The following is a 13,310-nucleotide window of genomic DNA, read 5'->3' as shown; positions in this document are numbered from 1 at the left end:
GAATTGAGCCAGACCCACGACAAGCGACGGAGAACCCAAAACATGAGCCAGCCCTTTGCAGTCGACGCCAACGCGCACCGAGCCGAAAGCGAGCTATACAACGATGACCTCGCGCCCACCGGCGCCGCGCAGCGTACATGGCACTGGTATCACTTCGCGGCACTCTGGGTGGGCATGGTGATGAACATCGCCTCCTACATGCTCGCCGCCGGTCTCACCGAGCAGGGCATGTCGCCGTGGCAATCCGTCATCACGGTGCTGCTCGGCAATCTGATCGTGCTCGTGCCGATGCTGCTGATCGGTCATGCGGGTACCAGGTACGGGATTCCTTATGCGGTGCTGGTGCGAGCGTCCTTCGGCACTCAGGGCGCGAAGCTGCCCGCCATGCTGCGTGCCGTCGTGGCGTGCGGCTGGTACGGCATTCAATCATGGCTTGGCGGCAGCGCCATCTATACGCTCGTCAACATCCTCACGCACAACGCGCTGGTGGGCGATGCGCTGCCCTTTCTCGGCATCTCGATCGGGCAGGCCAGCTGCTTTCTCATCTTCTGGGTGTTGCAGCTGTACTTCATCCTGCACGGCACCGATTCGATCCGCTGGCTGGAAAGCTGGTCCGCGCCCATCAAGGTCGTGATGTGCGCGGTGCTCGTGTGGTGGGCCTGTTCGAGGGCCGGCGGCGTAGGCTCGATGCTTTCGCAATCGTCACAGTTCGTTGCTGGCGGCAAAAAGGCGGGCCTCTTCTGGGCGACGTTCTGGCCGAGCCTCACGGCCATGGTGGGTTTCTGGGCCACGCTCGCGCTCAACATTCCCGACTTCACGCGCTTCGCAAAAACGCAAAAGGACCAGCTCGTGGGTCAGGCGATTGGCCTGCCCATTCCGATGGCGTTGCTCTCGGTGGTCTCCGTGGTGGTGACTTCGGCAACGGTCGTGATCTACGGAAAAGCGATCTGGGACCCGATCGACCTCACGAGTCGCATGGAGGGCGTCGGCGTGGGCATCGCGCTCGTCATCCTCACGCTCGACACGATGTGCTGCAATCTGGCCGCGAATCTGGTCGGGCCGGCCTACGATTTTTCGAGCCTGTGGCCCAAGGGCATCTCGTACAAGGCGGGTGGCCTGATCACCGCGGCCATCGCCATCGGGATGATGCCGTGGAAGATTCTTGCCACCACGCAGGGCTACATCTTCACCTGGCTCGTCGGCTATTCGGCACTGCTTGGGCCGGTGGCCGGCATCCTGATAGTCGACTACTTCCTGGTTCGCCGCACACGCCTCGACACGGCCCAACTCTTCGAAGAAGACGGCGAATACGCGTACTCGAACGGCTGGAATCCGGCGGCGGTCATCGCGCTGCTCGCGGGCGTGCTGCCGAATCTGCCTGGCTTTCTCAACATCGCTTTCCCGAACGCGTTTCCCGGCGTGCCCGATGCGTTCAAAAGCATATACACCTATGCGTGGTTCGTTGGGCTCGCTATCGCGGCGGTCGTCTACGGCGCACTGATGAAACTCGGCAAGAGCCGGCGTGCGACCGTGGCGAGCGCGTGAGCGTTTCGAGCGTGAATGTTCAACTGAAGGAGACCTGGCACCATGGCGATCCTGATTCGAGGCGGTACCGTCGTTAATGCAGACCAGAGCTGGCGTGCGGACGTGCTCTGCGAAAACGGCGTAATTCAGAGCGTTGGGGAGAACCTCGACGCGCCTGCGGGCGCAACCGTGGTCGACGCCGGTGGCCAATACGTGATGCCTGGCGGCATCGATCCGCACACGCATATGGAACTGCCCTTCATGGGCACGACCGCCAGCGACGACTTCTACACGGGCACCGCGGCGGGGCTTGCGGGCGGCACGACATCGATCATCGACTTCGTGATTCCCAACCCGAAGCAGGCGCTGATGGACGCCTTTCGCGAGTGGCGCGGCTGGGCCGAAAAAGCTGCCTCCGACTACGGCTTTCACGTGGCGGTGACGTGGTGGGATGAAAGCGTGCATCGGGACATGGGGCTGCTCGTGAACGAGCATGGCGTATCGAGCTTCAAGCACTTCATGGCCTACAAGAACGCGATCATGGCAGACGACGAGATTCTCGTGAACAGCTTTGCGCGCTCACTCGAACTGGGCGCGCTGCCCACCGTGCATGCGGAAAACGGCGAACTCGTGTTCCAGTTGCAACGCCAGTTGCTGGCACGCGGTTTCACGGGTCCCGAGGCGCACCCGCTTTCACGGCCGCCCGAAGTCGAAGGCGAGGCAGCGAATCGCGCGATCCGCATCGCGCAGGTGCTCGATGTGCCGGTGTACATCGTGCATGTCTCGGCGAAAGACGCTCTCGAGGCGATCGCGCGCGCGCGCAGCGAAGGGCAGCGCGTATTCGGCGAAGTGCTGGCGGGGCATCTCGTGATCGATGAGTCGGTTTATCGCGACCCGGACTGGACGCGCGCCGCCGCCCACGTGATGAGTCCGCCGTTCCGTAGCCAGGCGCATCGCGACGCGCTCTGGCGCGGGCTTCAGGGCGGCCTGCTGCACACCACCGCAACCGATCACTGCGTGTTCTGCGCTTCGCAGAAAGCCATGGGCCGCCATGATTTCACGAGAATTCCGAATGGCTGCGGCGGCGTGGAAGATCGCATGGCGGTGCTGTGGGATCAAGGTGTGAACACCGGCCGGCTCACGCCGAACGAGTTCGTGCGCGTCACCTCCACCAATGCGGCGCAAATCTTCAACCTCTACCCGCGCAAGGGCACGGTGGCCGTCGGTGCCGACGCCGATCTCGTCGTCTGGGATCCCGAGGCCACGCGCACCATCTCGGTCAAGACGCATCATCAGAACGTAGACTTCAACGTGTTCGAAGGGATGACGGTTCGTGGCGTGCCAACACACACCGTCTCACAAGGCGAACTCGTGTGGGCGGATGGTGACCTGCGCGCGCGGCGCGGCGCCGGGCGTTACCTGAAGCGGCCCGCGAATCCCGGCTATCTGCAGGCGTCGCGCCTCGCGAGGAGCCTGAAGCAGACGCAGCCGGTGCATCGCGAAGGTGACGCGCCACGATAGACACGGCAATGCCTGGAGGCACTGCGGGAGACCCCGGCGCTCGACGCTGCAGGATCGACGTCAGGCGCCGGGAGTTCGAGTGCAAACCGGTCGGCGCTCTTTGTCCGTGCGGGAGTTCGCCATTGAGTCCATTGCGCGATGAGATGCAGGAAAAGCGCGAGGCGCGCGTGCGGTCATGTTTGAATGTGTCTCCCGCATTCCGCGATCCATGCGCTATCCGGTCGCTGTTCCAGTCAGCGATTCACAGACCTGCCAGAGACGCATTGCATCGGTTCCGTTTCTTGCCTGACTGGCGACGTTCGCTGGTCCCACGACTTCGCCACGTGTTTCGAACAAGCCGAGCGGACCATAGTAGCCGCCGTCGACGACATCGGCCGCGGTGGCCGCATAGAGCGTTGAAAGCGCGCCGGTCTGATCACTGTTGAACAAGGTATCGATCAGTCCGCCTAGCGCGGAGCGGACCATCGGGCTTGCGGCAAAATGGTCGGCACGAAACAGATTCGTATTGGCAACGCCGGGATGTGCGGCAACTGACATCACGCGCGACCGCACGGCGCGCAATCGGCGGTCGAGTTCGAACGCGAACATGAGGTTGGCGAGCTTCGACTGTCGATAGGCGGCCATCGGCCTGTAGTGACGCGTTGCCTGAAGGTCGTCGAGGTCGAGCCGCCCGGTCTTGTGTGCGATAGATGCAACCGTGACCACGCGCGGCCGCTCGGCAGACGCTCCTGCCGCCATCTCTAGTGCAGGCAACAGCAGGCGCGTCAGGGCGAAATGCCCGAGCACATTGGTGCCGAACTGCAATTCGAAGCCGTCGACCGTTTCGAGGCGCCGGCGGGGCGCCATGACGCCCGCATTGTTGATGAGGATGTCGAGCGGCCGGCATTGCGCGAGTTCGCGATCGCAAAAGGCGCGCACCGAAGCAAGGCTTGCGAGATCCAGTCGTTGAAGCCGCAATCGGGCGGCGGGCAGTTCTCTCTGCAGACGGGCGAGGGCATCGGCGCCGCGCTGTTCGTCACGGCAGGCGAACACGACCTCCGCGCCTTTGCGAGCCAGTATTGCAGCGGTGTGATAGCCAATGCCGCTGTTGGCCCCGGTGATGATGACGCGCTTGCCGTGCTGAGGCGTGATTTCGGCGACGCTCCATTGTTTGTTCTGGTTCATTGGCGATTGTCGAGGGAAGGCCGTTAGCCGGGGAGAATGCCGATTAGCATACCCGTTGCACCGGCGCTGCATGTGCTGGACATTTCGGGGTTTCGCACGGGTCCGGCGGCTTCCTGAGCCGGGGACCGGTGATGGCTGGCAGACGCGCATGAATGACGCACCGCGCACCTACCTGGCACGGCATCGGCTCAAGGAGCCAGCGGACAGGCCGGCACGCCAAGGCCTGTGACGCCGCAGTGATCGTGACGCCGGAGTCGCGTACGCTATTGGCTTTCGCGATCCGATAAAAAAAACAAGTTAGCGCTCGCTTTATTGGCCTTGTCATATTACATACCAGTTCCCCGGGCAATGACGGATAAGCTAACGAGAAGACCGGAACCACGACTCGATGCCCACCGCAATCGCTCATACAGTCGAAGCGAGTTTTGCGGCGCTCACGCCCACGGCCAAGCGCATTGCCAGTTATATGCTTGCGAATCTGGAACGCCTCGGCCTCGAGACGGCGGATCAGAGCGCGCCACAGACGGGCACGAGCGGCATTTCGGTCGGGCGCTTTCTGCGCAGCGTCGGCCATCGCAATCTCGACGAGCCGAAGCGCGATTTGCGCGGTGCACAATGGCCATGGTTCATCACTGATCGCCTCGACGCCCGGCGCAATGAGTGCCTTGACGGCTACGCGCACGGCGTGGAAAACACGTGTGGCACGGCGCGCTCGCTCTCGAGGTCGATGCGATTCGTTATGTGTACCAGCTTGCACGAGGCGACACATTCGCCCGCGTCGCGCAGCGCATTGCAGCCGCGGATGGCGTCTTTCTCGGCATTCAATCGACGCGCGCCATTTCGAATGCGTTCTACAGCTACCTTAAATCATCTGTGGCCACGTGCGTTCACCGATCTCTATTGCCAGTGGGCGCGAGACTGCGCCTGCGATCTGCCCCAAGTGAAAACCGATGTGGGTCGGTTCCGGGATTCGCTTGCGCCGCTCACTTGCCTGTTCAATCTGCTGATTGCGTCGATTGTCGAGCGGCTCTGCTGCACTATCGACAGACGTGTCGCGCGCAACTGCGAGTTGCAATGCGAACTCGATCAATTCGATCTTTGACAATCATGACCGATACACCGCATCTCATTCACATCACACCAGAAACGCACGGTGTCGAACTCGACCTCGTGTATGCGACTGATCGCAATTTCACCGGCAAGGCGATCTACAAGGACGCGCACGCCCTGCTGCTTGCACCCGCTGAAGCCAGATTGCGCAAAGCCGTCGAACTTGCTGAAAGCGCTGGCATGAAGCTGCGCATTTTCGATGCGTACCGTCCGCCGCAAGCACAAAAAGTACTGTGGGATTTTCTGCCCGACCCCACGTATATCGCAGAACTTGGCCGAGGCTCGAACCATAGCCGGGGTACGGCGCTCGATCTCACCTTGATCGACAGCAACGGTGAAGCGCTCGACATGGGCACGGGCTTCGATGCAATGATCAAGGAGTCCGAGCACTTCCATCACGGATTGCCGCAGCACGTGCAGCGCAATCGCCTGCTGCTGCTCGGCATCATGCATGCGGCAGGCTTCACGCATATTCCAAGCGAATGGTGGCATTACGAAATTCCGGGTTCACGCTCGCTGCCCATTATTGACAATAGCGAAAGCGGCCCTCTGAAATTGATGTAATCGCCTTCTGGTTCTTTGCTGTCCGTTTGTGGGTTTCTCACCGCTTTTCCCTCTCGATACGGAGCGAGTATGAATCTGGTTTTGCGCAATGCGCTGGCGGCAGTCGTGGTCGTGACCGCGCTGACGCTTACGATGACGACAACAAGTACTGCATTTGCGGCGACGCCGAAAGACATGCTGGTGATCGCCACCGCCCTCGACGAATTCTCGACGCTCGATCCCGGCGAAGTCTATGAGCTTGTGCCAGAAGAATATGTCGCGAATACCTATGACCGACTGGTGCGCGTCGATCTGAAAGACCCGGCGAAATTCAATGGCGATGTCGCGCAATCGTGGACGGTCAGCCCTGATGGACTCACGTTCACGTTCAAGATTCGCCCCGGTCTCAAGTTCCACTCGGGCAATCCTCTGACAGCCGATGATGTCGCGTGGTCGATCCAGCGCTGCGTGCTGCTCGATAAAGGCGCGGCGGCCGTATTGCAAGGCATTGGCCTGACCAAAGACAACGCGCTGCAAAACGTCAAGAAGATCGACGACTCGACCGTCAGCATTACGACCGACCAGAAATACGCGCCCACGTTCGTGCTGAACGTGCTGGGTGCGTGGCCCGCGTCAGTGGTCGATAAGCAGCTCCTGATGTCGCATCAGAAGGGGAACGATTTCGGCAACGAATGGCTGCGTACGAACGAAGCAGGCTCTGGCGCGTACAAGCTCGTCAAATGGACGGCGAACGACAGCATCATCTTGCAGAAATACGACGGCTACCGACTGCCGCTCGCGATGAAGCGCATCGTGATGCGCCATGTGCCGGAAGCCGCGAGCCAGCGCCTGCTGCTCGAAAACGGCGACGCGGACGTCGCACGCAATCTGAGCCCGGACGATCTCGCTGCATTGACCAAGGCCAACAAGGTGCAGGTGATGTCGGTGCCGCAAGCGACGTTGCTCTACCTCGGCCTGAACGTGAAGAACCCGAACCTCGCGAAGCCGGAAGTGCAGGAAGCCATGAAATGGCTGATCGACTATGACGGCATTCAGAAGAACGTGACGAAGAGCACGTTCAAGATTCATCAAGCGTTCCTGCCCGAAGGTTTCCTCGGCGCGTCGAATACCAATCCGTATCACCAGGACGTTGCCAAGGCCAAGGCGCTGCTCGCCAAAGCGGGCTTGCCCAATGGCTTCAACGTGACGATGGATGTGCGCAGCGCCTATCCGTACAACGAAATTGCGCAAGCCGTACAAGCGAATCTCGCGCAAGGCGGCATCAAGGTCGAGATCATTCCGGGCGACAACAAGCAGACGCTCGCGAAGTATCGTGCGCGTCAGCACGATATCTATATCGGCGAATGGTCAGCGGATTACATCGACCCGCACAGCAATGCGCAGGGCTACGCATGGAATCCGGACAACTCCGACAAGTCTGCGTACAAAATGCTCGCATGGCGTAATTCGTGGGATATTCCCGAACTGACGAAGCAGACCAATGCGGCGCTCGCCGAATCGTCGACGACAAACCGCGCGCAACTCTATCAGACGATGCAGAAGGAAATGCTCGCAAAGTCGCCGTTCGTCATCATGTTCCAGCAGGTGTCGCAAGTGGCGACGCGTCCGGACGTGTCGGGCCTCGAAGTCGGTCCAATCAACGATCTCGTGTCGTATCTGCATGTGAAGAAGCAGTAAGCGCGCGGAACATGTCGACGACGACCACTCCTGTAGACCAGATACGCGCTGCGTCCGCGCGTAGCGCGACGGTGCGCTGGACGTTGCGCGTGCTGCGCTGGGCGCTCACGCTCGCCGTCACCTTCACGGGCTTGCTGGCCGTGACCTTCGTGATCGGCCGCAAGGTGCCGATCGATCCCGTGCTCGCAATACTCGGCGATCGCGCGTCGGCGAGCGCTTATGCGGCCGCGCGCATTCAGCTTGGACTCGACAAACCCCTTGCGGAGCAGTTTTTCATCTATGTGCGCTCGGTGCTGCACGGCGATCTGGGCGTATCGCTGCTGACGGCGAATCCCGTGCTCGACGACATCAAGCGCGTCTTTCCAGCCACATTGGAACTCGCGACACTGTCGACGATCATTGGCGTATTGGCCGGTGTGCCGCTCGGCGTGATTGCTGCGACACGGCCCAACCGCTGGATCGATCACGTCGCGCGTTTCATCGGCCTGATCGGCAGTTCAGTGCCCGTATTTTGGCTCGGTCTGATGGGACTGCTGTTGTTCTATGCGAAGCTGCATTGGGTGTCGGGACCAGGAAGAATCGACCCCGTGTTCGATGGCATGGTCGATACGCACACGGGCAGCCTGTTGATCGATTCGCTGATCGCGTGGGAATGGGATGTGTTTTTCAATGCACTGTCGCATATCGCGTTGCCCGCTGCGATATTGGGCTACTACTCGGTCGCTTATCTGAGCCGGATGACGCGCTCGTTCATGCTTGACCAGTTGAACCAGGAGTACATCACGACGGCACGCGCAAAAGGTTTGTCCGAGCGGCGAGTCGTGTGGGTGCACGCATTCGGCAATATCGCTGTGCCGCTGCTGACGGTGATCGCACTGTCGTATAGCTTTTTGCTCGAGGGCTCAGTGCTTACCGAAATCGTATTTGCGTGGCCGGGCATCGGTTCGTATCTGACGGGCGCGCTGCTCAACGCCGATATGAATGCCGTGCTCGGCAGCACGCTTGTGATCGGCATTACTTTCATTGCGTTGAACCTGCTGACGGATGCGCTCTATCGCGTGTTCGATCCGCGCGCCCGCTGATGCAACGGAGATCTGCAACGTGCGTCCACCTGTTGAAACTTCAACGCGGGACTTGCCGATGAAAGTGCCTCGCTCAACGTGGAGAGCCTGGTTGCTGACCGATACGCCAGCTTCGCGCAGGCAGGCGGCGCTCGGTCTTGCATATCGGCGCTGGCGGCGCTTCTCGGGTAATCCGCTATCGGTGTTCGGTCTGTCGATCCTCGTGCTGCTCATGATCGTGGCGGTCATCGGCCCTTGGATCGCGCCGCATGATCCCCTCAGGCAGGTATTGTCCGACCGTCTGCTGCCGCCCGGTTCGGCCTCTCATTGGCTTGGCACCGATCAGCTCGGACGCGATATTCTTTCCCGCATCATTTACGGCTCGCACCTGACGCTGTCGATTGCGATCCTGGTTGTCGTGGTCGTCGTGCCGATCGGTTTGATGATCGGCACGACGGCGGGCTTCTTTGGAGGCTGGGTCGATAACGTGCTGATGCGCGTGACGGATATCGCGCTAGCGTTCCCGAAGATCGTGCTCGCACTCGCATTCGCTGCGGCATTGGGGCCGGGTGTGTTCAATGCGGTGATCGCTATTTCGATTACCGCGTGGCCTGCGTATGCGCGTCTTGCACGCGCCGAAACCTTGAGGCTAGTCCAAGCCGATTTCATACACTCCGCGCGGCTGCTAGGCGCATCGAACCTCCGTATTCTGCTGCGGTATATCGTGCCGCTGTGTTCGTCGTCGGTGATCGTTCGTGCGACGCTTGATATGGCCGGTATCATTCTGACCGTCGCAGGCCTTGGTTTTCTGGGGCTTGGCGCACAACCGCCCAGTCCCGAATGGGGCTTCATGGTCGCGTCGGGCCGCAATGTGCTGCTCGACGCGTGGTGGGTGGCGACTGTACCGGGCTTCGCGATTCTGCTCGTGAGCCTCGCGTTCAATCTGCTCGGCGACGGCGTGCGCGACGTGTTCGATCCCCGCCATGGAGACTAATATGGGCACGAACGAAACGCGCTCGCCTCTCTGCGAGATCGACGATCTGCGCATCGCATTTCGCACGCACGACGGTACGCTGAATGAAGCCGTGCGCGGTCTCTCGCTGACGCTCAATAAAGGCGAGCGGCTTGGCATCGTTGGTGAATCGGGTTCGGGCAAGTCGCTGACGGGCCGCGCGCTGCTCGGACTTCTGCCGCCTGCCGCGCACTGCACCGCAAAAAGGTTGCGCTTCGACGGAAATGATTTGCTGAATATGCGCGTCGACAGGCGCCGCCGTCTATGCGGTCAACAAATGGGCATGATCCTGCAAGATCCGAAGTACTCACTGAACCCGGTGATGACTGTCGCGCAGCAAATGCGCGAGGCGTTCGCATTGCATGATCCGCAGCTCAACCGGCGTGCGATGCGCGAGAAGATCATCGCGGCCCTCGAAGCGGTGCATATCCGCAACGCCGTGCGCGTCGCGGATTCATATCCGCACGAGCTTTCCGGCGGCATGGGACAGCGCGTGATGATCGCGATGATGGTATCGACGGGACCACGCCTGCTGATCGCCGATGAGCCGACCAGTGCGCTCGACGTGCTCGTATCGATGCAGGTGCTCGCCGTACTCGACGAGATGATCGCCAAACATGATACCGGCCTCATTTTTATCAGCCATGACTTGCCGCTCGTGATGTCGTTCTGCGATCGGGTGGTGGTGATGTATGCGGGGCGTGTCGTCGAAACATGCGCGGCGCGCGATCTCGTGCATGCGCAACATCCCTATACGCGCGGGTTGCTTGCCGCGAATCCGCCGCTTGCCAATCCACCTGCCGAATTGCCCGTTCTGTCGCGCGATCCTGCATGGCTCAACGACACACCAGGAGCGTCCGCATGATCGACGTCGATGCGTTGACAGTGCGCTTCAAGACGCTCACGGGCGCAGTCGATGCCGTTCGCGATGCGAGCTTTCATGTAGCGGAAGGCGAAGTATTCGGGTTCGTCGGTGAGTCGGGTTCCGGCAAGTCGACCATTCTTCGTGCGTTGAGCGGATTGACGCCGATCGCGAAAGGCACGGTGCGCATTGCGCAGCAGGGCGGTGCCGCGCAAAAGTGCGCTGTGCAAATGGTGTTTCAGGACCCATACGGCTCGCTGCATCCACGCTTCACTGTTGATCAGACGTTGCGCGAACCGTTGCGAATCAACGGCATCGGCCAGCATGAAGAACGTATCGTCAATGCGCTGCGAGAAGTCGGGCTCAATGCGTCGTTTCGATTTCGCTATCCGCATCAGCTATCGGGTGGGCAGCGGCAACGCGTGGCGATTGCGCGCGCGCTGATCGTCGAGCCGCGTGTGTTGCTGCTCGACGAGCCTACATCGGCGCTCGATGTATCCGTGCAAGCTGAGATATTGAACTTGCTTAAGCGCCTGCATCGCGAGCGTAATCTGACGATGATTCTTGTCACCCACAATCTCGCTGTCGTGAGCTTTCTGTGCTCGCGTGTTGCGATCATGCGCAATGGCGAGATCGTCGAAGAACTCGATGTGGAGAACATCAGAGCGCAGCAGGTCGATAACGAGTATTCACGCAGCCTGTTGCTCGCGACGAATGGCTATCAGCGCAAGGCTGTTCACGCGTTGAGTATCGACACGGCTCTTTAAAGGAGTTCGTGTCTTCGACGGTCCAGGCAAACACATACGCGGGGCCGCAGCAGATAGAACAACACACCACAGAAACCGGAACAGCGCCGACATCGATCTAGGCCATTGATATCGCCACACTGCGCGACGTCGTCATATGTTCCAGTTCCGTGATTTGCAATTGCTAGAGGTTCCTGAACGACTCGCAAGCGATCCGAGCGCATCCTGATTCGGGAGTGCTCTTCGCCGGGGCTACGATCTCAAGCTACTAAGGATATAAAAAGCCATGGCTCGCCAATCAGACAGTGCCCAACGGCATCCATAAAGTCTTTTCCGCCGCGCGGTTAAAGCCGCGCCCGTGGATCAGATACGTTGGCTGTCTAACACAAAATATATGCAACGAGCATTATTTATCTCAAAATGGATGCTATTTGCGGGCGCGCGCGTTATTGTTATAAATGTCGTCATGCCGCCTGCATTGAGAAAAGAGGTAGATGCCACATGAGACTGCAAATCAGGCATGCTTGACGTTGATATGGCGGGGAATTAGCGCAGTCGTGCGGGGCCACGCACAGAGCGCTTTTCTTCAAAGAACGCCGCCACGGGGCACGTCGAGCGCGAGTTGACCGAGGTGTTATCGGCGCTCTCGCGGTAAAACAGGGGAAATAATATGCATCTTGACACGTTGCAGCTACGCAATCAATTGCCGCTCATACCACGGACATCCGGGGACCAGGAAATCGTTTTGCGGCGCCTCGAAAGCCACTCTGATATCGGCGCGGTGCACCGTTTGCGTGAAGAGATCGATCTGTCGGTTCACGCGCAATTGAACCCCTCGTTTTATAGTGACGAAAAAAAAGAGATGACATTGGCATGTCAGTCGCATTCGAGCAGAACGGTCAACTAATCGGCACGATGCGCTTTGTGCCAATGACGCATGACCTGACGCTAACGGAAAAGCTGCAGAAAGGCGCAAACATCGATCCATCATTGCTGGAAGACAGTTGGGAAGTAGGACGCCTCGTACTTGATCCTGCATTCAGACACGGCCAGGATTTGCTAAAAAAATGCTTTGTGCTTGCGCTTTGCTTTGTCTGTGAAAACTCTTCCGGCAAGAATTTCCATGCCTCCTGTTCATATGTACTGAGTCGGCTTTATCGCAGATTTGGGTTTTCTCCAATCGCCACGAACGTACCTTTGCCCGGATCGGACAAGATATACACGCTCATTCACGGCGCGCTCGTGGACATCTCGAGGGCCTTGATGGGCAGCAATCCCGCTAACGTTGAATCTGTTTGAAAAAGCCTGAACGACCAAATGAAGGAAAGAAAGCGATGCAAAATGAATTTATTGGCTCACTGCGGCAAGTGGTCAACCAAAACTGGGAGCAGATCAAGGGCGGCCGGTTCTGGAATCGCGTAATGGAAAAACCAGTAACCAGGGAGATGTATCGTGATTTGATGATAGAGATTCACCATTACACGAAGCATAATTCGATGAACCAGGCCGTCACGGCTTTCGTCAATGCACCTGAAGGCCTGCTGAAATTCGCATATCAGCACGCAGCGGAGGAACTCGGCCACGAGCGCATGGCCGCTCACGATCTCGAAAGCATTGGGCTGCTCGACAGGAATGACCTGGCCCGCGCGCCCCTTCCGGCAACTGAGGCGCTTATTGGATATCTGTACTTCGTGGCGCTCAGGTATGGCCCGATTGCCCGGCTAGGTTACAGTTTCTGGGCGGAAAGCGTATATGAGCACATCGGTGACGCTCTCATGAAGTTTCGTAGCGATCTCTCGCTCAGCGACAAAAATATGTCCTTTTTTATTGCGCACTCTGCGATAGACAAGAAGCACATTGTTCAAGTGGAGGACTGTATCGATCGCTACGCAAAGACACCCGCGGATCAGGCGCTGGTTCGATCGACTGCGGAGACGACGCTATTCTTGACCGGGCAGATCCTCGAACAGGTCGCGCAGCGGCACGTATAAGTCGACAGACCGGGGAAGCGCCGGCCGTGCGAAGCGCCTCCTCGACTCACTTTCATCTCAGGCCCTCCAGACTGCTTC

11 protein-coding genes and 1 pseudogene are annotated in these 13,310 nt (G+C 59.5%); 11 read left to right on the top strand and 1 reads right to left on the bottom strand.

Annotated features, from left to right (window positions below; genetic code table 11):
* Positions 1 to 42: 42 nt before the first annotated feature.
* Together AB3X95_RS11770 and hydA are read left to right on the top strand one after the other, a co-directional pair.
* Complete coding sequence (locus AB3X95_RS11770; protein WP_368621398.1) at positions 43 to 1,545, top strand: NCS1 family nucleobase:cation symporter-1; 1,503 nt, start codon at positions 43 to 45, stop codon at positions 1,543 to 1,545.
* A 42-nt stretch (positions 1,546 to 1,587) separates the two neighbouring features.
* Positions 1,588 to 3,045 carry a dihydropyrimidinase gene (gene hydA / locus AB3X95_RS11765; RefSeq protein ID WP_152852838.1) on the top strand — a complete coding sequence of 486 codons (1,458 nt, stop codon included), beginning with the start codon at positions 1,588 to 1,590 and terminating at the stop codon, positions 3,043 to 3,045.
* Between the two features lie 213 nt (positions 3,046 to 3,258).
* On the opposite strand, the gene AB3X95_RS11760 is transcribed toward hydA, so the two are convergent.
* Complete coding sequence (locus AB3X95_RS11760) at positions 3,259 to 4,281, bottom strand: oxidoreductase (RefSeq protein ID WP_368621397.1); 1,023 nt, start codon at positions 4,279 to 4,281, stop codon at positions 3,259 to 3,261.
* A 316-nt stretch (positions 4,282 to 4,597) separates the two neighbouring features.
* Here AB3X95_RS11760 and AB3X95_RS11755 point away from each other — a divergent pair.
* The 9 genes and pseudogenes from AB3X95_RS11755 (at position 4,598) to AB3X95_RS11715 (ending at position 13,232) form a co-directional block, all read left to right on the top strand.
* Positions 4,598 to 5,311: pseudogene (locus tag AB3X95_RS11755) on the top strand (MurR/RpiR family transcriptional regulator).
* Positions 5,312 to 5,316: 5 nt separating this feature from the next.
* Positions 5,317 to 5,883, top strand: coding sequence for a D-alanyl-D-alanine dipeptidase (gene ddpX, locus AB3X95_RS11750; RefSeq protein ID WP_176121618.1), 567 nt, complete (start codon positions 5,317 to 5,319; stop codon positions 5,881 to 5,883).
* Positions 5,884 to 5,952: 69 nt separating this feature from the next.
* Entirely contained in the window at positions 5,953 to 7,560 is a 1,608-nt protein-coding gene (locus AB3X95_RS11745; protein ID WP_368621396.1) for an ABC transporter substrate-binding protein, read from the top strand.
* Positions 7,561 to 7,571: 11 nt separating this feature from the next.
* Complete coding sequence (locus AB3X95_RS11740; RefSeq protein ID WP_368621395.1) at positions 7,572 to 8,642, top strand: ABC transporter permease; 1,071 nt, start codon at positions 7,572 to 7,574, stop codon at positions 8,640 to 8,642.
* Positions 8,643 to 8,700: 58 nt separating this feature from the next.
* Positions 8,701 to 9,615: a nickel transporter permease gene (nikC, locus tag AB3X95_RS11735; RefSeq protein WP_368621394.1), complete on the top strand. Its 915-nt coding sequence runs from the start codon at positions 8,701 to 8,703 to the stop codon at positions 9,613 to 9,615.
* A 1-nt stretch (position 9,616) separates the two neighbouring features.
* Positions 9,617 to 10,498, top strand: a complete 882-nt coding sequence (locus AB3X95_RS11730) for an ABC transporter ATP-binding protein (protein WP_176365415.1) — start codon at positions 9,617 to 9,619, stop codon at positions 10,496 to 10,498.
* Positions 10,495 to 11,262, top strand: coding sequence for an ABC transporter ATP-binding protein (locus tag AB3X95_RS11725; protein ID WP_368621393.1), 768 nt, complete (start codon positions 10,495 to 10,497; stop codon positions 11,260 to 11,262). Before AB3X95_RS11730 ends, AB3X95_RS11725 begins: the two co-directional genes overlap by 4 nt.
* 852 nt (positions 11,263 to 12,114) lie before the next feature.
* Positions 12,115 to 12,540: an N-acetyltransferase gene (locus AB3X95_RS11720; protein WP_255214944.1), complete on the top strand. Its 426-nt coding sequence runs from the start codon at positions 12,115 to 12,117 to the stop codon at positions 12,538 to 12,540.
* Positions 12,541 to 12,575: 35 nt separating this feature from the next.
* Positions 12,576 to 13,232 carry an iron-containing redox enzyme family protein gene (locus AB3X95_RS11715; protein ID WP_368621392.1) on the top strand — a complete coding sequence of 219 codons (657 nt, stop codon included), beginning with the start codon at positions 12,576 to 12,578 and terminating at the stop codon, positions 13,230 to 13,232.
* The last annotated feature ends 78 nt before the right edge of the window (positions 13,233 to 13,310 follow it).

This window comes from Paraburkholderia sp. BR13444 (assembly GCF_040948755.1).
GTDB lineage: Bacteria > Pseudomonadota > Gammaproteobacteria > Burkholderiales > Burkholderiaceae > Paraburkholderia > Paraburkholderia youngii.
Note: the sequence above shows the minus strand (reverse complement) of the source record. Positions and strands in the feature narration are given on the sequence as shown.

What these genes read in the sequence shown, in the direction of transcription:
- AB3X95_RS11770 (WP_368621398.1), top strand. Translation starts at nt 43, where the DNA reads ATGAGCCAGCCCTTTGCAGTCGACGCCAACGCGCACCGAGCCGAAAGC.
- hydA (WP_152852838.1), top strand. Translation starts at nt 1,588, where the DNA reads ATGGCGATCCTGATTCGAGGCGGTACCGTCGTTAATGCAGACCAGAGC.
- AB3X95_RS11760 (WP_368621397.1), bottom strand. Translation starts at nt 4,281, where the DNA reads ATGCAGCGCCGGTGCAACGGGTATGCTAATCGGCATTCTCCCCGGCTA.
- ddpX (WP_176121618.1), top strand. Translation starts at nt 5,317, where the DNA reads ATGACCGATACACCGCATCTCATTCACATCACACCAGAAACGCACGGT.
- AB3X95_RS11745 (WP_368621396.1), top strand. Translation starts at nt 5,953, where the DNA reads ATGAATCTGGTTTTGCGCAATGCGCTGGCGGCAGTCGTGGTCGTGACC.
- AB3X95_RS11740 (WP_368621395.1), top strand. Translation starts at nt 7,572, where the DNA reads ATGTCGACGACGACCACTCCTGTAGACCAGATACGCGCTGCGTCCGCG.
- nikC (WP_368621394.1), top strand. Translation starts at nt 8,701, where the DNA reads ATGAAAGTGCCTCGCTCAACGTGGAGAGCCTGGTTGCTGACCGATACG.
- AB3X95_RS11730 (WP_176365415.1), top strand. Translation starts at nt 9,617, where the DNA reads ATGGGCACGAACGAAACGCGCTCGCCTCTCTGCGAGATCGACGATCTG.
- AB3X95_RS11725 (WP_368621393.1), top strand. Translation starts at nt 10,495, where the DNA reads ATGATCGACGTCGATGCGTTGACAGTGCGCTTCAAGACGCTCACGGGC.
- AB3X95_RS11720 (WP_255214944.1), top strand. Translation starts at nt 12,115, where the DNA reads ATGTCAGTCGCATTCGAGCAGAACGGTCAACTAATCGGCACGATGCGC.
- AB3X95_RS11715 (WP_368621392.1), top strand. Translation starts at nt 12,576, where the DNA reads ATGCAAAATGAATTTATTGGCTCACTGCGGCAAGTGGTCAACCAAAAC.